Annotated in this window: 17 protein-coding genes; 7 read left to right on the forward strand and 10 right to left on the reverse strand. The window is 71.7% G+C overall.

Annotated features, from left to right (window positions below; all coding sequences use genetic code 11):
* Nucleotides 1–1,168 (forward strand): AAA family ATPase (locus AIIKEEIJ_RS25975; RefSeq protein ID WP_161996868.1); only part of this gene is annotated, 1,168 nt, incomplete at its 5' end.
* 52 nt (nt 1,169–1,220) lie between these two features.
* Nucleotides 1,221–1,946 carry a VIT1/CCC1 transporter family protein gene (locus tag AIIKEEIJ_RS25980; protein ID WP_006946958.1) on the forward strand — a complete coding sequence of 242 codons (726 nt, stop codon included), beginning with the start codon at nt 1,221–1,223 and terminating at the stop codon, nt 1,944–1,946.
* A gap of 38 nt (nt 1,947–1,984) precedes the next feature.
* Here AIIKEEIJ_RS25980 and AIIKEEIJ_RS25985 read toward each other — a convergent pair whose 3' ends face one another.
* The 3 genes from AIIKEEIJ_RS25985 to AIIKEEIJ_RS25995 form a co-directional block, all read right to left on the reverse strand.
* Nucleotides 1,985–2,878, reverse strand: coding sequence for a universal stress protein (locus tag AIIKEEIJ_RS25985; protein WP_044476559.1), 894 nt, complete (start codon nt 2,876–2,878; stop codon nt 1,985–1,987).
* A gap of 52 nt (nt 2,879–2,930) precedes the next feature.
* Nucleotides 2,931–3,923, reverse strand: coding sequence for a zinc-binding alcohol dehydrogenase family protein (locus AIIKEEIJ_RS25990; RefSeq protein ID WP_037200556.1), 993 nt, complete (start codon nt 3,921–3,923; stop codon nt 2,931–2,933).
* 102 nt (nt 3,924–4,025) lie between these two features.
* The gene (locus AIIKEEIJ_RS25995; protein WP_043799845.1) at nt 4,026–5,552 is read right to left on the reverse strand and encodes a CYTH and CHAD domain-containing protein; all 1,527 of its coding nucleotides are present in this window, start codon (nt 5,550–5,552) and stop codon (nt 4,026–4,028) included.
* 221 nt (nt 5,553–5,773) lie between these two features.
* Between AIIKEEIJ_RS25995 and AIIKEEIJ_RS26000 the strand changes: the two genes are divergently transcribed.
* Together AIIKEEIJ_RS26000 and AIIKEEIJ_RS26005 are read left to right on the forward strand one after the other, a co-directional pair.
* Nucleotides 5,774–6,307 carry a flavodoxin domain-containing protein gene (locus AIIKEEIJ_RS26000; RefSeq protein ID WP_006946953.1) on the forward strand — a complete coding sequence of 178 codons (534 nt, stop codon included), beginning with the start codon at nt 5,774–5,776 and terminating at the stop codon, nt 6,305–6,307.
* Entirely contained in the window at nt 6,297–7,304 is a 1,008-nt protein-coding gene (locus AIIKEEIJ_RS26005; protein ID WP_044476558.1) for an Acg family FMN-binding oxidoreductase, read from the forward strand. The genes AIIKEEIJ_RS26000 and AIIKEEIJ_RS26005 overlap by 11 nt, the downstream gene beginning before the upstream one ends.
* A 24-nt stretch (nt 7,305–7,328) precedes the next feature.
* On the opposite strand, the gene AIIKEEIJ_RS26010 is transcribed toward AIIKEEIJ_RS26005, so the two are convergent.
* Complete coding sequence (locus AIIKEEIJ_RS26010) at nt 7,329–7,835, reverse strand: SRPBCC domain-containing protein (RefSeq protein WP_006946948.1); 507 nt, start codon at nt 7,833–7,835, stop codon at nt 7,329–7,331.
* A gap of 29 nt (nt 7,836–7,864) precedes the next feature.
* Nucleotides 7,865–8,785, reverse strand: a complete 921-nt coding sequence (locus AIIKEEIJ_RS26015; RefSeq protein WP_161996869.1) for a pseudouridine synthase — start codon at nt 8,783–8,785, stop codon at nt 7,865–7,867.
* A gap of 100 nt (nt 8,786–8,885) precedes the next feature.
* Here AIIKEEIJ_RS26015 and AIIKEEIJ_RS26020 point away from each other — a divergent pair, with 100 nt between their 5' ends.
* Nucleotides 8,886–9,746 (forward strand): universal stress protein, encoded by an 861-nt coding sequence (locus tag AIIKEEIJ_RS26020; RefSeq protein ID WP_029541723.1) that lies wholly within the window; start codon nt 8,886–8,888, stop codon nt 9,744–9,746.
* Here AIIKEEIJ_RS26020 and AIIKEEIJ_RS26025 read toward each other — a convergent pair.
* Entirely contained in the window at nt 9,743–10,957 is a 1,215-nt protein-coding gene (locus AIIKEEIJ_RS26025; protein ID WP_338021013.1) for a site-2 protease family protein, read from the reverse strand. The genes AIIKEEIJ_RS26020 and AIIKEEIJ_RS26025 overlap by 4 nt on opposite strands.
* Nucleotides 10,924–11,823 (reverse strand): universal stress protein, encoded by a 900-nt coding sequence (locus AIIKEEIJ_RS26030; protein ID WP_029541725.1) that lies wholly within the window; start codon nt 11,821–11,823, stop codon nt 10,924–10,926. Before AIIKEEIJ_RS26030 ends, AIIKEEIJ_RS26025 begins: the two co-directional genes overlap by 34 nt.
* A gap of 129 nt (nt 11,824–11,952) precedes the next feature.
* Between AIIKEEIJ_RS26030 and AIIKEEIJ_RS26035 the strand changes: the two genes are divergently transcribed.
* Nucleotides 11,953–12,954 carry an alpha/beta hydrolase gene (locus tag AIIKEEIJ_RS26035; RefSeq protein WP_174824773.1) on the forward strand — a complete coding sequence of 334 codons (1,002 nt, stop codon included), beginning with the start codon at nt 11,953–11,955 and terminating at the stop codon, nt 12,952–12,954.
* Nucleotides 12,947–13,825, forward strand: a complete 879-nt coding sequence (locus AIIKEEIJ_RS26040) for an oxidoreductase (RefSeq protein ID WP_006946928.1) — start codon at nt 12,947–12,949, stop codon at nt 13,823–13,825. The genes AIIKEEIJ_RS26035 and AIIKEEIJ_RS26040 overlap by 8 nt, the downstream gene beginning before the upstream one ends.
* Here AIIKEEIJ_RS26040 and AIIKEEIJ_RS26045 read toward each other — a convergent pair.
* The 3 genes from AIIKEEIJ_RS26045 to AIIKEEIJ_RS26055 all read right to left on the reverse strand — a co-directional run bounded on the left by AIIKEEIJ_RS26045 (nt 13,800) and on the right by AIIKEEIJ_RS26055 (nt 16,991).
* On the reverse strand, nt 13,800–14,546 hold the full coding sequence (locus AIIKEEIJ_RS26045; RefSeq protein ID WP_050034687.1) for an aspartate/glutamate racemase family protein: 747 nt from the start codon (nt 14,544–14,546) through the stop codon (nt 13,800–13,802). The genes AIIKEEIJ_RS26040 and AIIKEEIJ_RS26045 overlap by 26 nt on opposite strands.
* 5 nt (nt 14,547–14,551) lie before the next feature.
* Entirely contained in the window at nt 14,552–16,123 is a 1,572-nt protein-coding gene (locus AIIKEEIJ_RS26050) for a cytosine permease (RefSeq protein ID WP_202917629.1), read from the reverse strand.
* 127 nt (nt 16,124–16,250) lie between these two features.
* The gene (locus tag AIIKEEIJ_RS26055) at nt 16,251–16,991 is read right to left on the reverse strand and encodes a GntR family transcriptional regulator (RefSeq protein ID WP_043799849.1); all 741 of its coding nucleotides are present in this window, start codon (nt 16,989–16,991) and stop codon (nt 16,251–16,253) included.
* Between the last annotated feature and the right edge of the window lie 29 nt (nt 16,992–17,020).

The following is a 17,020-nucleotide window of genomic DNA, read 5'->3' on the forward strand; positions in this document are numbered from 1 at the left end:
GCCCGTCGCCGGGGTCGTCACCGCCGTCGCGCGGCAGGTCGCGGCCCTGCACGCCGCGTCGCCGCGCGATCCGGCCATCGACCGGTGTGCCACGGCGCAGTTCCTCGACGGATTGTGGCGCGAGAGCCTCGATCACCTCGACCGCCTGCCCGTCGGGGCCGAGGCCGGCGACGCGCTCACCGCGATCCGGGACATGGCCGGCCGCTATCTCGCGGGCCGCGGACGGGTGCTCGACGAGCGGATCGCCGCCGGGCGGGCCGTCGACGGCCACGGTGACTTGCTCGCCGACGACATCTTCGGCCTCGACGACGGCCCCCGGATCATCGACTGCCTCGAGTTCGACGACCGGCTGCGCTACGGCGACGCCGCACTCGACATCGCCTTCCTCGCGATGGATCTCGAACGGCTCGGCGGCGAGGCGGCGGCGCGGCAGCTGCTGCCCGCCTATGCCGAGTTCTCCGCCGACGCGTTCCCGCCGTCGCTGATGCACCATTACATCGCGTACCGGGCCGTGGTCCGGGCCAAGGTCGCCGCCCTGCGGCACGAACAGGGTGACGAGCACTCGCGCGCCGGCGCGCTCGCGTTCCTGGACCAGACGCGGCGCAACCTCGACCGGGGCCGCGTCCGCCTCGTCGTCGTCGGAGGTCTGTCCGCCACCGGCAAGACCACCGTGGCCCATCTCGCCGGGCAGCACCTGGGTGCGACCGTGCTGCGCAGCGACGTGGTCCGCAAGGAACTGGCCGGTCTCGCCCCGACCGCCGATGCGACCGCCGCCGTCGGTGCCGGGCTCTACAGTGCCGCCCACACCGACGAGACCTACGGGGAGGTGCTGCGCCGCGCCGCCGTCGCGCTCACCCACGGCGAGTCGGTCGTGCTGGACGCGACGTGGCTCACCGAGGCTCGTCGCGCGGCGGCGCGTGCGGTTGCGGCCGCCGCGACCGCCGACCTCGTCGAGATCGAGTGCCGGGCGGACCCGGCGGTGCTGGTCCGCCGCATCGTGGCCCGGCGCGAGCGGGGCGACGACGCGTCCGACGCCACGCCCGCCGTCCTGGACGAGCAGCTGCACGTGCGCGACGAGTGGCCCACGGCTCGCGTCGTGGACACGAGCGACGGCGCCCTCCCCGATGCCGCGTGGCTGGAGCGGGAACTCGGTCCGGGACCGTGGTGAGGACAGGCTCGCATTGCTACCGCGGCGCGCGGAATCGCCCTAGCCTGGCGGCATGTCGACCGATCCTTCCCTCAATCACGCCGACGTCGAGCCGCACTCCGGAGGCATCTCGGCGAAACTGAACTGGCTGCGCGCCGGCGTGATGGGCGCGAACGACGGAATCGTCTCCACGGCCGGCCTCGTCGTCGGTGTGGCCGCCGCCACCACCGACGAATCGACGATCCTCACAGCGGGTTTCGCCGGGCTCGCGGCCGGCGCGGTGTCGATGGCCCTGGGGGAGTACGTGTCGGTCAGCACGCAGCGTGACACCGAGCGGGCGCTGCTGCACAAGGAACGTCGCGAGCTCGAGGAGATGCCGGACGCCGAACTCGAGGAGCTGACCGCGCTGCTCGAGGGCAAGGGGATGTCGAGGGCGACGGCGCGCTCCGCGGCGAAGGAGATGACCAAGCGCGACGCGCTGGCCGCGCACGCCGAGGTCGAACTCGGCATCGATCCCGAGGCGCTGGCCAATCCGTGGGCCGCGGCGTTGTCGTCGGCGGTCTCGTTCACCGTCGGCGCCCTCGTGCCGCTGCTCGTGATCGTGCTGCCCCCGGCGAGCTTGCGGATCCCCGTCACGTTCGTGTCGGTGCTCGTGGCGCTGGCCCTGACGGGTTCGGTCAGCGCGTGGCTCGGCGGCGCGCGCCGCGGCCGGGCGACGTCCCGCGTGGTGATCGGCGGTGCGCTCGCGATGATCGTGACGTACGCGGTGGGTATGGCGTTCGGGACCGTGACGGCCTGAGCCGGTGCCGCCCGGCGACGGGCGGCACCGGCCGGTCGTCATTTCTTGCGGCTGATCATGATCGGGCAGGGCGCGTTGTGCAGCAGGTTCTGGCTCACCGACCCGAGCAGTGCGCCGGTGAACTGGCTGCGGCCGTGGCTGCCCACCACGACGAGCTGTGCGTCCTCGAGCTGGCGCAGGATCACCTTCGCGATGGGGCCCCGGTCCACGACGCGGCGGACCTCCACGTCGGGGAACTTCTCGTGCCAGCCGGCGAGAGTCTCGGACAGGACCGCGGATTCGGACTCGCCCACCGCCTCCCAGTCCACCAGCGTCGCGACCGTGCCGACGCCGAGGGCGGCGTCCCCGATCCAGGAGTGCACCGCGACCAGCGGCACACCGAACAGCGAGGCGTACTCGAAGGCGTGCCCGACCGCGGCCGTCGACAGCTCGCTGCCGTCGACGCCGACGACGATGGGCCGGGTGTCCGGCAGCGGTCGTGCTGTGTCGCCGCGCCACACCACCACCGGGCACGGGGCGTGGTTGGCCACGCGCAGCACGGTCGAGCCGAGCAGGAAATTCTCCACGGCGTTGGCACCGGTGGCGCCCATCACCACGAGGCGGGCGTCCTCGGCGGCCTCGAGCAGCGAGTTGGCGGCGGGGCCCGGACCGATGAAGCTCTGCACCTCGAGATCCGGATGGTCGGAGCGGACCACGTCGGTGACGTTCGACAGGATCGCTTCGCCGTCCTCCCGGAGCTGGTCGACCATCTGCGCCTGGATGAGCACCGCGGCCTCGCTGTAGAAGATGCCCTCGCTGGGCAGCGAGTGCACCAGGTGCAGGGGCGCTCCGAGACGAGCGGCGAGGGCGGCCGCCCACCGGGCCGCACTCGTGGCGACGGCGGAACCGTCCACGCCCGCTACGACGGCATTCCGGTTGGCAAGTGTGCTCATTCGATCTCCTTCTCGGTGCATTCTCCGCGCTCGGGGGCGCATGTCGAGTGTTTCACGGAACCAGGACCGCCGCGCCGCCGAAACGCCCCGCGGACAGGTCCTCGAGCGCGCGGTCGGCACGGTCGAGCCCGTACGCGGTGGTGGTGACGCGCAGGCGGTGTTCGTTCGCGAAGCCGAGGAACTCGTGGGCGTCGGAGCGGGTGTTGGCCGTGACGCTGCGCACCTGGCGTTCGCGGAACAGGTGCTGCTGGTAGTTCAGCGGGGGCACGTCGCTGAGGTGGATGCCGGCGACGGCGAGCGTGCCGCCGGCGTCCAGTGCGGCGAGGGCGGTGGGCACCAGTTCCCCGGCGGGGGCGAACAGGATCGCCGAGTTCAGCGGCTCGGGCGGCTCGTCGTAGGCGCCCTGCGCGGAGGCCGCGCCGAGTTCGAGGGCGAGCCGCCGGGCGGTCTCGCCGCGGGTCATGACGTGCACGCGGGCACCCCGGGCGAGGGCGACCTGCGCGGCGAGGTGGGCGCTGCCGCCGAAGCCGTACAGGCCGAGCACGCCGCCGTCCGGAACCTCGGCGCGCAGCAGCGCCCGATAGCCGATGATGCCGGCGCACAGCAGGGGGGCGAGTTCCGCGTCGGCGTACCCGGACGGCAGTGGCAGTGCGAAAGCGGAAGGGACGGTCGCATATTCGGCGTAACCGCCGTCCGCGTCCCAGCCCGTGTAGGTGGAGTTCGGGCACAGGTTCTCGTCCCCGCGCAGGCAGTACCGGCACCGGCCGCACGTGCTGCGCAGCCACGGGATGCCCACCCGGTCGCCTACCCGGTGCTCGCCGAGGTCGCCGCCGACCACCTCGCCGACGACCTCGTGGCCGGGGACGACGTGCGGCCGGTGCACCGGCAGGTCGCCCTCGCTCACGTGCAGGTCGGTACGGCACACCCCGCACGCGAGGACACGCACCAGCAGTTCCCCGGGCGCCGGTTCGGGAATCGGTTCCCGGACCGGCCGCAGCGGATGCTCCGCCGCGGGGCGTGGGATGTCGACACGCCATGCTCGCATCTCTCCAGGGGTGCTCATGCGCGCCTCCTTCCGTCGTCCGGGCTCAGCATGCCCTTTCTCGGCGGTGGTCGGCCAGGGGGCAAGGACCCGGTCGGCAGTGGTTCACTTCCACAGCGGTTTCGCCGCCCGCCGCGCCCGCTTCCACGCGCGTTCGAGCTGCGCGACCTGCGCTTCACCGATCTCGAGTTCGCGCTGGTAGGCGATCCCGAGGCCGAAGCTCGACTCGGCGGTGTGGTCTTGCTCGGAGACCATGTCGAGCAGGTGCTCGCGGGCGACCACCGAGTCCTGGAATTCGCCGAGCAGATCTTGGAAGTCGTCGAAGTGATCGAGGGCGCGCTGGGCGCGCTTGCGATGCAGCGGCCGCAGCACCTCGATGGCGTAGCGCATCCGCTTGGCGCCCTTGCGGGCCCGATGGACGAGTTCGTCCCGCTCGGCGTGCGTGGCTGCCTCCCCGGCGTTGCGGACCCGGCGCGAGACCTTCTTCGCGAGGCGGGCGAGGGCGCGGTCGAGGTCCTTCGGGCGAACCTGTCGTCGCTGCTCGCCGGGACCGGATCCGACTGCCCCCCTCGCCAGCCCGTCGATCAGTGCGTCGAGCGAACCCAGCAGGGCCGCGTAGCGGTCCGAGTCGAGGGTGCCGACGGCCTCGAGCCGGGCCGCGTCCGACCGGGCGGAGAAGTACTCGTCGATGCGGGCGCGGATGGCCTCGCGCTGCGCTTCCACGGGCACCTCCGCGACGCGGTCCACGATGCGCTCCCACTGCACCTCGAGGTCGCGCGAGGGGCTGAGTTTCCTTCCCGTCCAACGCAGTTCGTCGACCAGGCTGTCGTCGATCGCGAAGGTTCCCGCATACGTCTGCAGGGCACTGCGGATCCGGCGCAGGGCCTTGCGCATGCTGTGGACGGCGTCCGGGGCGTCCCGGCGCACGCCGATCTCGGCGAGCTCGAGGGTGCGCAACTCGCCGCGCAGGTAGTCGCGCAGGTGCCCGGCCGGGCCGGGCACCGGCTCCTCGGTGGGCAGCAGATCGGCGAGCGCCCGATGCAGCTTGGAGGGGTTCGGGGCCCGCTCGATTCCGGCGGCGGTCAGCCGATCCTCGACGGCATCGAGCAGATCGGTTCCGGCCGAGGCGAGCTCGACCTCGATCTCGCGCCACCGCTGCGGCTCGCTGCCCTCCCCTCGGGTCGCGACGACGTCGTCGACGACGATCTCGGCGAGGGCCCGCCCCTCGTCGTCGATCAGGCGGTGGCGCCACCGCTGCGTGTTCAGCACCGCCGCGAGCGCGACGGGACGCGCACGGCGCACCCCGTGCAGGAGGGCGAGCAGTTCGGCCGGTGGCCGGGCGGTGTCGTCGCCGAGGGGGAAGCGCACCTCGGTCCGGGTGTCCGTGCCGGCCGGGAGCTTCACGTGCCAGCCGGCGTCGTGACCCCCCTCGCGGCGGCGCAGGGTGATCCCGGCGCGCAGCAGTCGCAGATCGTCGGTGTCGTAGTACCGCGCCGACAGCTGCTGAAGGTCGGGTTCGGGGTGTGCGGCGACGCCGGGCAGGCCCGACAGGTCCGGCAGCTGCTGCGCGTGCCCGACCGCGTACTTGCGTTCCGATTCCTGAACCGCGTCGATCCTGGGCGGCGTGGTCATGCGATCCGACTCCTGTTCCGGCGGTTGCCCTGCGTGTCCTCGTCGCGCTCGTCGGCGGCGTTCGTCAGACCACTCTGCCACCCCGGCACCGACCTGTGCCCGTCGCACGTGATCGCCGCATCGGCCCGGCTGCGGCCGGCCCGGGAGCGGGGCCCTTCGACTCTGTCCGACCGCGTGCCCGTCGGGCGATCATCGAATAACCTGGGCCGGGGAGGACACAGATGAGGATTCTGGTGACGGCGGCGAGCAGGCACGGCTCCACCACGGAGATCGCCACGGCGCTCGCGGCCGCCCTGCGCGACAAGGGAGCGCACGTCGACGTCGTCGCGCCCGAGCAGGTCGACGCCGTGGACGGCTACGACGCGGTGGTCCTCGGCAGCGCCGTCTACCTCGGGCACTGGTTGCATCCCGCCAAGACCTTCGTCGATCGGCACGCCGGCGCGCTGCGGGAGCGCGCCGTGTTCCTGTTCTCCTCGGGCCCGATCGGCGACCAGGACCGCCCCGTGAACAGGCCGTACGACGCCTCCCTGGCGACGGAGCGCACGGGCGCGCGCGAGCACCGGATGTTCGCGGGGAAACTGGATCCGGAGGTGCTCGGCGCCGGCGAACGCGTGGTTGCCCGCATGACCGGAGGACGCACCGGAGACTTCCGGGACTGGGACGCGATCGGGACCTGGGCCGCGCAGATCGTCGAGTCCGTGGAGCGGCATGCGGTCGAGTCGAGCGGCTGGGGGAGAGACAACGATGGTTACTGAGATCCGGCCGGACACCGCGGCGATCCGGGATGCGGTCGAGTCGGCGTGCCGGGCGCCGTCCCTGCACAACAGCCAGCCGTGGCGTTGGGAGTGGACGGGCGAACGGCTCGAACTGTATGCCGTCGCCGAGCGCATGCTCGGCCACACCGATCCGAGCGGCCGGCAGCTGGTTCTCGGCTGCGGGGCGGCGCTGCACCACGCCCGCGTCGCGCTGTCCGCCGCGTCGTGGATCCCCACCGTGACCCGGCTTCCGGATCCGTCGCGACCGGACCTGCTGGCCGTTCTCGACTTCGACCGGCCCCACACGGTCGACGCCCGTGACGCCGCCCTCGCCCTCGCGATCGGCGCCCGGCACACCGACCGGCGGCCGTTCGCGGCGCCCACGACCCTGCGCGAGAGCCTGGTGGATCTGGAGAACGCCGCCCGCCGGGAGGGGGCGTCGCTGTCGATCCTCGACGCCGAGGCCCGCTCGGACCTCGCGCGGGCGTCGGAACTGAGCGCGGCGATCCGCGAGGGCGACGAGGCATACCGGCAGGAGCTGGCCTGGTGGACCGGTCGCGCGGAGCCCGGCGACACGGGCGTGCCGGCGTCCGCGCTGCTCGACGACGAGGCCGCCGGGGACATCGATGTGGGACGGCGGTTCCCCACGGGCGCAGGAACTCTGGACACTGCGCAGCCGAAGGCGGACGCGTCGGCGCTGGCGGTGCTCAGCACCCGGGCCGACGAGCGGATCGACTGGCTGCGGGCGGGGGAGGCGATGTCCGCGGTACTGCTCGAGGCCACCGCGGCGCATCTGGCGACGTGCCCGCTCACCCACGTGACGGAGATCGAGGCCAGCCGCGGCATCGTGCGCACGGCGACGGCGCGGACCGGGGAGGTCGCGGGATTTCCCCAGGTGGTGATCCGGTTGGGGGCCCGCAGCGCGCGGGGACTGCCCACCACGTCGCGACGTCCGGTCGACGAGGTCTTCGTCGACCGGAGCGGACGGGACGGATAGTCGCCGGCAACCGGACGAGTGGGATCAGTCGGACGGGTTGCGGTACTTGTCGGCGAGTTCCCGGGCGCGTTCCCACGGCGACCAGTTCACGTCCCGGCCCTCCAGCTGGGCCTCGAGCACCTCGAACCCGGCGTGCCAGTCGGCGCCGTGCGCGTAGGCCGAGTCCTCGTCCTCGACGGTGTGCGTGAGCGTCAGCCAGCAGCCCCCGGACCCGTCCGGCACCAGTTCCCAGTGCAGGACCTCGGCGTCCCACATGTACTCGAGAATGCGCCCGGGATGCACGGAGATGACGGTCCCCGTGGCGGTGTGGTCGGCGGGCAGCCCGAGGCGCTCGGCCTGCTGCTCGGTGGCATGGAAGACGAGCTGGGCACCGGGGGTGAGATCCAGTTCTACGCGGGCCGGGAACCAGGCGCGTAGGTACTCGGGGTCGGTGATGACCCGCCATACGCGGTCCGGGGGATGGGCGAAGGCGTGCTGGAAGCGCAGGGCGACGCGGCCGTCGTAGGTGCGCGAGACGGTGCCGTTATCCATGGGGTCCTCCAAGACGTGAGCCCGTGCGATCAACGGGGTCCTGGTGTGCTGTGCCTCCATGCTGCCAGGTTTCGGGCGCTGGCGAAGCGGGTCCGTCGACCTGTATACGGATCGTCGAACTCCACCGCGCGGGCCAGTAACTGCAGTGGTCGTGAATAGTCTTGGGGCGCAACGTCATATACATCGGGATACAGGTTGTCCCCGAGGATCGGCAGGCCGAGCGAATTCATGTGCACGCGCAACTGGTGCGTCTTGCCGGTGCGGGGCAGCAACCGGTAACGGCCCAGCCCGGCGTCCGTTTCGAGCAGTTCGACGCGGCTGAGGGCGTTGATCTCACCCCACACCTCCCGCGCCTGCAACACGCCGCGCTCCTTGACGATGCGGCTGCGCACCTCGCGCGGAAACCGCATCCCGGGCACGTGCCGGGCCACGGCCTCGTACTCCTTGTCGACCCGGCGGGCATCGAAGAGCGACTGGTAGGCCCGGCGCGCACCGGCGTGGACGGTGAAGACCAGCACGCCCGCCGTGAGCCGATCGAGCCGATGGGCCGGGCTCAGCTCCGGCAGGTCGAGTTCCCGGCGCAGCCGCACCAGCGCCGTCTCGGCCACCCACGACCCACGCGGTGTCGTCGCCAGGAAGTGCGGCTTGTCCACCACCAGCAGATGCTCGTCGCGATGCAGGACAGCGATCTCGAACGGCACCCGCTCCTCGACCGGCGGATCGCGGTACAAGTACACGAATCGGCCTGCCGCGTACGGGGTGTTCCCGGTGATCGCCGCGCCGGCACCGTCGACGACCTCACCGGCCGCGACCTTCTCCTGCACGCGCGCCGCGTCGGCGGGGAAGCGCGCCAGCAGAAACTCCGCCACCGTCGCCCAGGAGCCGCCGTCGGGCAGGCGCAGGCGGGTCGGATTCAGGCCGTCGCGGACGGGCAGCGGGGCACGGCGCACACCCGCACGGTAACTGTTTCCGCCAACCGACCGCGCGGCGACCGCAGGATGGCGACACTGGTGGCGGAAGAACCGGACGGAACGGGACAAGGAGCGGGCGATGAATGATGCGCCGATCGTGGTCGGGGTCGACGGATCGGCGCCGGCGCGCGCCGCGCTGCGGTGGGCGGCCGGCGAGGCCGTCTCCACGGGGGCGCCGCTGCTGCTCGTCTCCAGCGCGAACGCCGGCGGGATCGGCGCCTCGTCGCCGTTCGTCGACGAACTGCGATTCACCGCGCGACGGAACCTGGCGTCCGCCGCGGAGACCGTGGAACGCGAGCACCCCGAGCTGTCCGTACGCACCGAACAGTCGAGCCTGGTGGCCGCACAGGCGCTGCTCGGGTATTCCGGTCGGGCACGGATGCTCGTCCTCGGCCGGCGCGGTCTCGGCGAGTTCACCGGCGGACTGGTCGGATCGGTGACCTCCGCGGTGGTCGCGCACGCGCACTGTCCCGTTGCGGTGATCCCCGGGCCCGACGAGAGCGGACGGGGCGCGGACGGCCCCGTCGTGGTCGGTGTCGACGGATCGCCGGCGAGCCTGCACGCCCTCGACGTCGCGTTCGAGGCCGCAGACCGCTACAAGGCGCCGCTGGTGGCGGTGCACGCATGGTCCGACCGAGACCTCGTCGACGTCGTCGCCGGCACGCCCGGAGCCACCTGGGAGGACGTCGACCAGCAGGAGAGCGTCGTGCTCGCCGAGTCACTCGCCGGCCGCACGCAGGACTATCCGAACGTCGACGTGGAACGGGTCGTCGTGCGGGACCGCCCGGTGCGCCACCTGCTCGAGCGGGCGGAGAACGCCCGGCTGCTCGTCGTCGGCAGCCGCGGCCGCGGCGGCTTCGAGGGCATGCTGCTCGGCTCGACGAGCCGGGCGCTGCTGCACACGACGCCGTGCCCGCTGCTCGTGGTCCGGCGCGACTAGGGAGACCCGGGTCGGGTCTGCTCGTCCGGCGGCGGTGTGCGGCGGATGGGCAGGCCCAGCGCGCTGCGATCGCAGGCCCGCACCAGGTCCGTCGCCGTGACGATGCCGACCAGTCGTTCGCCCGACACGACGGCCACGAGGTCGAGCCCCGGCCGCAGCAGCACCCGGCTCGCGACCTCGGCGAGCGACGCGTCGGCGGGCACCCGCGCCGCCGCGGGCAGCGGCCGGGCCCGGTCCGCGACGGCGACGACCGTGCGCTCGCCCTCCGGGACGGGCGTCAGGTCGGACAGCGACACCACGCCGGTGGGCCGGTGGCCGTCGTCGACGACGGGGAAGACCCGGTGGTGCGAGCCGCGGGCCGCGACGGCGAGGAGCTGCGCCACGCTCCAGCGCGCGGGGGCGGCCACCGGCGACGGCGTCATGACGTCGCCGACCCGGGTGTCGCCGAGCTGATGCCGTAGCGACGCGTTCGCGAGCTCGGCGTTGGCCGCGGTCCGCAGGAACCAGCCGAGGAGCATCAGCCACAGGCCGCCCGCGCTGCCGAGGGCGAGCGTCTCGGCGGCGCCGAGCAGGATCAGCGCCAGCCCCACCGCGCGGCCGGAGCGCGCGGCGCCGCTCGCGGCCGTGAGGCGGTCGCCGGTGCGGCGCCACAGCACCGCCCGCACGACCCGTCCGCCGTCCAGCGGCGCACCCGGCAACAGGTTGAACACGGCCAGCACCAGGTTGGTCGCGCCGAGCCAGCCGATCGTCGCGGTCACCAGCTCCGGGACGGGCGGGCCGAGGAACGAGGCCGCCGCCAGCGCGACGACGCCGATCCCGACGCTCGTGAGCGGTCCGGCCAGCGCGATACGCAGATCGGCTTTCGGGTTCGGGGGTTCGTCGCGCAGCTCGGAGACGCCGCCGAGCAGCCACAGCGTGATCCCGTCCACCCCGACTCCGTAGCGGCCCGCCACCACCGAGTGCGCAAGTTCGTGGGCGAGCAGCGACACCAGCAGGCCCACCGCCGCGGCGACGCCTGCGATCCAGAACTGTGCGGGGCTCGGACCGCTGATCCGGGCGGGCAGGATCGCCCCGGCAAGCAGCCACGACAGCAGCCCGAGCGTCGCGAGTAGCGACCAGTGGGCCCGGATCTCTATCCCCGCGACCCGGCCGAGCCGGATCGATCCGCGCAGCATCGTCACACCCCCGGACGGCAGATCATGGTCGGGCACGGCGCGTGGTGCAGCAGCGCCTGACTCGTCGAGCCCAGAAGCAGGCCGCCGAGCAGTCCCCGGCCGTGGCTGCCGACGACGCTCAACTGAGCGTGCGTCGCCAGTCGCAGCAGCAGGTGCCGGGCGCCGATCTGCTCGACGATCTCGGTGACCGGCACATCCGGGTACCGCTCGCGCTGCCCGGCGATGCACTCGGACAGCAACGCGGTCTCCTCGGCCTCGACGACTGCCCAGTCGATCAGTTCGAGCGCCGAGGTGCGGCCCGCCACCTCCCCGGCACCCCACGCGTGCGCGGCGAGTACGCCGACCCCGAGCGCCGCGGCCATGTCGAACGCGGCGGTGACCACCGGGCCCGCGTCCTCGCTGCCGTCGATGCCGACCAGCACCGGCCGGCGGTCCGTGCCCGGTTCGGGGACCGGATCGCCCCGCCAGAGCACGACCGGGCAGGTGGACCGGTTGGCGACCCGCAGCGCGGTGGAGCCGGTGAGCAGCGAACCGAGCGCACCCGTGCCGGTGGCTCCGAGCACGAGCATCCGGCTGCGGTCGCCGTGTTCGAGCAACGCCAGGTCGGGTGGGCCGTCATGGACGGTTGTGACCACCTCGAGATCCGGGTGCCGCCGGTGCAGCGCCGCCGCGGTGTCGTCGAGCAGTTCACGGCCGATTTCGGCGAGGCGCTGGGTGTATTCGGTCCGCGCGCGCAGCGCGGCGTCACTGAAATAATTCCGGGGGCCCGGCAGCGAATGGACGAGCTGCAGGTTCGTGCCGAGCCGCGCGGCGACGGCTGCGGACCAGGTCGCAGCCTGTTTCGCGGCGTCGGAGCCGTCGATTCCGACGGTGACCGGCCGCCTGCCGAGGTCGCTGCTCATTGCGCCTGCCTTTCGGTTCGGCTTTGCTCGATAACGATTATGTGCAAGCCTCGTACAGGCCGACGTGGACCTCTACCGTGTTGTTGCGTAACTGTCGGGGCCACAGTTGTTGTTGCTACAGATGTGCTGATGGAGCCGGGTGTGACTCATACTTCCAGAACCAAGGCCGGACGCCGGGGGGTTCGGGCGCTCGTCCGATTCCTGATCGCGGCGCTCGTGCTGCCGCTCGCGGTGGCCTTCGCCGGCGCGGGCACCGCCTCGGCGGACCCCTACTCCCGCCTGCGGGAGCACTGGGTGCCGGCGCCGGGCGGGGTCGGCCAGATCAAGGTCCGCATCTGGCTGGCGAACAACGGCAGCAACAAGGCCATGTACCTGCTCGACGGCCTGCGCGCCACCAACGACGTGAGCGGCTGGGAGCACGAGACGAACGCCGCGTGGCTGTCGGATCACGGCGTCAACGTGGTGATGCCGGTCGGCGGCCAGTCGAGCTTCTACACGGACTGGTACGCGCCGAGCAACCTCAACGGCCAGCGCTACACCTACAAGTGGGAGTCCTTCCTCACCCAGAACCTGCCGGACTTCCTGGCCGGTACGTACGGCATCGACCGTTCCAGCAATGCGATCGTGGGCCTGTCGATGGGAGGCAACGCGGCGCTGATCCTCGCGGCCTACCACCGCGACCAGTTCCGCTTCGCCGGTTCCATGTCCGGTTACCTGAACCTGTCCGCGCCCGGTATGCGCGAGGCGATCCGCCTCGCGATGATCGACTCCGGCGGCTACAACGCCGACTCGATGTGGGGCCCGCCGTGGAACTCGGCGTGGCTGCGCAACGACCCGTTCGTCGCCGCGCCCAGCATGCGGGGGCTGCCGATGTGGATCTCCGCGGGCAGCGGTCTGCCTGGCCAGCACGACCGGCCGAACTCCGCGATCGGGGTGTTCAACACGGGTAACGCGATGGGACTCGAGGCGCTCGCCCTGGCGCAGAACCGCGCGTTCCAGGTGCGGTTGGCGACCCTGGGCATCAACTCCGCCCACTTCGACTTCCCGGCCGCCGGCACCCACACGTGGGGTTACTGGCAGGACCAGCTGTGGGCGATGCTGCCCATGATGAAGTCCTCCATCGGTGCCTGAACGGTTCTCCCCGCCGGCACCCGGCACCCTGCGGGGCCGCACCTTCGTGGTGACCGGCGCGAACAGCGGCCTCGGTGCGGCCACCGCCCGGGCGCTCGGTGCCGCCGGTGCCGACGTGGTGCTCGCGTGCCGGAACGTGGCCAGGGGCGAGGCGGTCGCGCGGGATATCGGCCCGCACGCGCAGGTGCGCCGGCTCGATCTCGCCGACCTGGCGTCGGTGCGGGAGTTCGCGTCGGGCATCGAGACCGTCGACGTGCTCGTCAACAACGCCGGCGTGATGGGTGTGCCGCTGAGCCGCACGGTGGACGGCTTCGAGATGCAGATGGGCACCAACCACCTCGGGCACTTCGCGCTGACCGGGCTGCTGCTCGATCGGCTCACCGACCGCGTGGTCACCGTCTCGAGCATGAGTCACCGGTTCGGGCGCATCCATCTCGACGACCTGAACTGGGAGCGCCGCCGGCACTACAGCCGCTCGCTGGCCTACGCGGAATCGAAGCTGGCGAACCTGATGTTCAGCCTCGAGCTCGGGCGCCGGCTGGCGGCCGCCGGATCGCCGCTGCGGGCGGTGGCCGCGCATCCGGGCTACGCGGCCACCGACGTCGGCACGCACACCGGAACGTGGTTCGACCAGTTGTTCCGCCTCGGGAAGAGAGTGCTCGAGCGCACCCCGGCCCAGGGCGCCGAATCCGTGGTGGTGGCCGCCGCCGATCCCGAGGTGACCGGCGGCTACATCGGGCCGGACCGCTTCTTCGAGCTGTACGGCCCGCCGACCGTGGCCGCCTACAGCCGCCGCGCCGGAGATCCGGACACCGCCCGGCAACTGTGGGAGCTGTCGGAGAAGCTCACGGGCGTGCGGTTCGAGCTCTAGCGAACGGTGCCAGCAGGCCCGCGTACGGCTTCGCCGGCGGGACGGCGAACTCGCCCCGTTTGCCGGTGCGCAGACCCAGCGTGACCAGGGACTGGACGAACAACGTCGCCGCGGCCACCCCGTCCACGACCGGGGCGCCGAGCTCCTCGGAGATGTGTGCGCACAGGTCGGCCATGCCGGCACACCCGAGCACGACGGCGTCGGAGCCGTCCGAGTCGAGCGCCTCGAAACAGGCCTCCGTGACGATCTTGCGGGCGTCGGGATCGGTCTCGAGGTCCAGCACCGGCAGCTCGCACGCGTGCACGCCGAGGCAGGACCGGCGCAGGCCGTACCGTTCGGCCAGATCCCACGTCCGGCCGGTGGTCCGGCCCAGCGTCGTGACGACGGAGAAGCCACGACCCAGGAGCGCGGCCGCGTGCATGGCGGCCTCCGCGATGCCGACGACGGGCCCGGCGGCGATCTCCCGCGCTGCGTCGAGCCCCGGGTCGCCGAAACAGGCGATGACGTATCCGTCGACGCCGGCCTCCTCGCCCGCGGCGATCTCGGCGAGCACACCCGGTACGGCGAGCGCCTCGTCGTAGTGGCTCTCGATCGAGGCGGGACCCATCGTGGGGCTGACCGCCTCGACATCGGTGCCCGGGCCGGCGACGGCCCGGGCACACGCCTCGATGGTGGCGGTCATCGACCGGGTGGTGTTCGGGTTGACGACCTTGATGCGCATTCCGATCAGCCCACGCTCACCGGTTCGGCGGAACCGTCGTCGACGCGGACCGCGAGGGCAGTGCGGGTGGCGAGGACGTAGTAGACGGCCATGGCGAGGCCGCACCCGATGAACCAGCTGTACTGCGCGGCGGTGTACATGCCGGGCGCGGACTTGACCAGCACCGGGATCACCGCGACGGCGGCGCCGACGACGGTGGCGATCACCGCGGCGGGGTTGTAGCCCTTGCGGTACCAGTACGCGCCGCGCTCGGACATGGTGAACAGATCGTCGACGATCACCTTCTGCCTCCGCACCAGGTAGTAGTCCGCGATCAGGATGCCGAACAGCGGACCGATGAATGCGCCGAGCGTCTCGAGGGTGTAGTGGATGACATCGGGGTTGTTGTACAGGTTCCACGGGGTGATCAGCACCGAGCCGACGGCGGCGATCATTCCGCCGGCGCGCCAGCTGATCCGCTGGGGGCTGACGTTGGAGAAGTCGAAGGCGGGGGAGATGAAGTTGGCGACGATGTTGATGCCGATGGTGGCGACGGTGAACGTCAGGGCACCGAGCACGATCGCGAAGGTCGAGTCGATGCGGGCGACCGTTTCGACGGGATCGGTGATCAGCTCGCCGTACACGGGCAGGGTCAGCGACGCGGTGATCACCACGAGCAGTGAGAACACCAGGAAGTTGACCGGCAGGCCGAGGAGGTTGCCCTTCTTCACCGCGGCGAAGGACTTTCCGTAGCGGGAGAAATCGCCGAAGTTCAGCATCGGTCCGGAGAAGTAGGACACCACCAGCGCAATCGCGCCCAGCATCACCGGAATCGCATCCAGGCCCGTGTAGGTCACCGAGCCGAGATTCAGATCGATTGCGCTCCAACCGGCCTGGGAGATCAGGTAGCCGCACAGCAGGAACATCACGACATAGACTGCGGGACCGCAGAAGTCGATGAACCTACGGATCGACTCCATGCCGCGCCAGAATACGCAGGCCTGCACGACCCACAGGGTCAGGAAACTGCCCCAGCCTAGGGCGGAGAGCCCGGCGAAGCCGTAGTCCTCCACCACCGCGTACGGGGCCAGCGACGGGAACAGCTTGATCAGCACCACATCGAGCGCCGCCGAGGCGAGGAACGTCTGGATTCCGTACCAGGCCACCGCGATCAGGCCGCGGATGATCGCGGGTATGTTCGCGCCGAGCACCCCGAAGACGCTGCGGCAGATCACCGGATAGGGCACGCCCGTCACCTGACTGGGCTTGGCGACGAGGTTGCAGAAGAAGTAGACGATCGTGATGCCGGCGAGCAGGGCCACCAGCACCTGCCAGCTGGCCAGGCCGAGGGCGAAGAGGCTGCCGGCGGTGACGTAGCCGCCGACGCTGTGCACGTCGGACATCCAGAACGCGAAGATGTTGTACGAGCCCCAGCTCTGCTTCTTCAGCGGGGCGAGGTCCTCGTTGGTGAGCCGCGGGTCGTAGTCCGGCTCGACCAGCCCGCCGCCGACGGGGTGGCCCGCCGCTTCGACGAGGTCGTCGGCGCCGAGCACGGCGCCGCGCGGCAGATCACGGCGGGGAGAGATCAATTCGGTCATGGGTACTCCTGGACGTCGACGACCGGCGGGGTGCCGATCGGTTCGGCACGGCGCAGGTCCGCGAGGAAGGCAGTGGACCCGGAATCTCAGCGACGGTGGTGAATTCCGATGAGGTGAACGGTAACGATCAGGTGTTGCCGGTGGGTTTCCCGATCGGTATATCTTCCGGGGTCAGCAACCCGGCGTCGGCGGGCAGCGTCGCGATCACGGAATCGAGCCGATGGTTGTGGGCGTCGGCGGCGGCGAGGAGCCCCGCCGTGTCCCGGGCCAGGAACGCGGTCAGCATCCGCTCGTGCTCGGCATGCAGAACCGTCCGCTGCACCGCGGACACGTGCACCATCGGTTGCACGGGTTCGGTGATGTTCCAAGCCGATTCGAGCATGTGCAGCAGCCGGTGCATGCGCGACGGGCCGGCCAGCGCCAGGTGGAACTCGCGGCTCTCGCGGTGGTAGGTGTGCGGATCGTCGTCGGCGACGGCGCGTTCGAGGCGTGCGTGGACCCATGCGGCGTGGGCGTGATCGGCTTCGGTGGCCAGCGCCACCGCCGCCGTCAGTGCTGCCGTCTCGAGGGTTTCCCGCACGAGATACATCTCGCGGAGTTCGGCGGCGGTCAGCCGGGCGACGGCGTATCCGTGGTTCCGCCGGTGGTCGACGAGTCCCTCGCCGATGAGGGTTTTCAGCGATTCCCGGATCGGGATGCGGCTGACGCCGAACAGTTCCGCCACCTCGGGTACCGGGATGGGGGTTCCCGGCGGGACGGCGCCGGAGAGGATGACGCGGCGCAGTTCGTCGAGGATGGCCTGCTGGGGACGGCCGGGGGTCCCGGATTCGAGCCGGTCGAGCAGTATCGACCTGCGACGTGGCGGCACGGGACCCCTCCTACTGCTCCCTTCGGAAT

Source organism: Rhodococcus sp. YH1 (genome assembly GCF_009939605.1).
In the GTDB taxonomy this organism is placed as follows: domain Bacteria; phylum Actinomycetota; class Actinomycetes; order Mycobacteriales; family Mycobacteriaceae; genus Rhodococcus; species Rhodococcus aetherivorans.

What these genes read in the sequence shown, in the direction of transcription:
- AIIKEEIJ_RS25980 (WP_006946958.1), top strand. Translation starts at nt 1,221, where the DNA reads ATGTCGACCGATCCTTCCCTCAATCACGCCGACGTCGAGCCGCACTCC.
- AIIKEEIJ_RS25985 (WP_044476559.1), bottom strand. Translation starts at nt 2,878, where the DNA reads ATGAGCACACTTGCCAACCGGAATGCCGTCGTAGCGGGCGTGGACGGT.
- AIIKEEIJ_RS25990 (WP_037200556.1), bottom strand. Translation starts at nt 3,923, where the DNA reads ATGCGAGCATGGCGTGTCGACATCCCACGCCCCGCGGCGGAGCATCCG.
- AIIKEEIJ_RS25995 (WP_043799845.1), bottom strand. Translation starts at nt 5,552, where the DNA reads ATGACCACGCCGCCCAGGATCGACGCGGTTCAGGAATCGGAACGCAAG.
- AIIKEEIJ_RS26000 (WP_006946953.1), top strand. Translation starts at nt 5,774, where the DNA reads ATGAGGATTCTGGTGACGGCGGCGAGCAGGCACGGCTCCACCACGGAG.
- AIIKEEIJ_RS26005 (WP_044476558.1), top strand. Translation starts at nt 6,297, where the DNA reads ATGGTTACTGAGATCCGGCCGGACACCGCGGCGATCCGGGATGCGGTC.
- AIIKEEIJ_RS26010 (WP_006946948.1), bottom strand. Translation starts at nt 7,835, where the DNA reads ATGGATAACGGCACCGTCTCGCGCACCTACGACGGCCGCGTCGCCCTG.
- AIIKEEIJ_RS26020 (WP_029541723.1), top strand. Translation starts at nt 8,886, where the DNA reads ATGAATGATGCGCCGATCGTGGTCGGGGTCGACGGATCGGCGCCGGCG.
- AIIKEEIJ_RS26030 (WP_029541725.1), bottom strand. Translation starts at nt 11,823, where the DNA reads ATGAGCAGCGACCTCGGCAGGCGGCCGGTCACCGTCGGAATCGACGGC.
- AIIKEEIJ_RS26035 (WP_174824773.1), top strand. Translation starts at nt 11,953, where the DNA reads ATGGAGCCGGGTGTGACTCATACTTCCAGAACCAAGGCCGGACGCCGG.
- AIIKEEIJ_RS26045 (WP_050034687.1), bottom strand. Translation starts at nt 14,546, where the DNA reads ATGCGCATCAAGGTCGTCAACCCGAACACCACCCGGTCGATGACCGCC.
- AIIKEEIJ_RS26050 (WP_202917629.1), bottom strand. Translation starts at nt 16,123, where the DNA reads ATGACCGAATTGATCTCTCCCCGCCGTGATCTGCCGCGCGGCGCCGTG.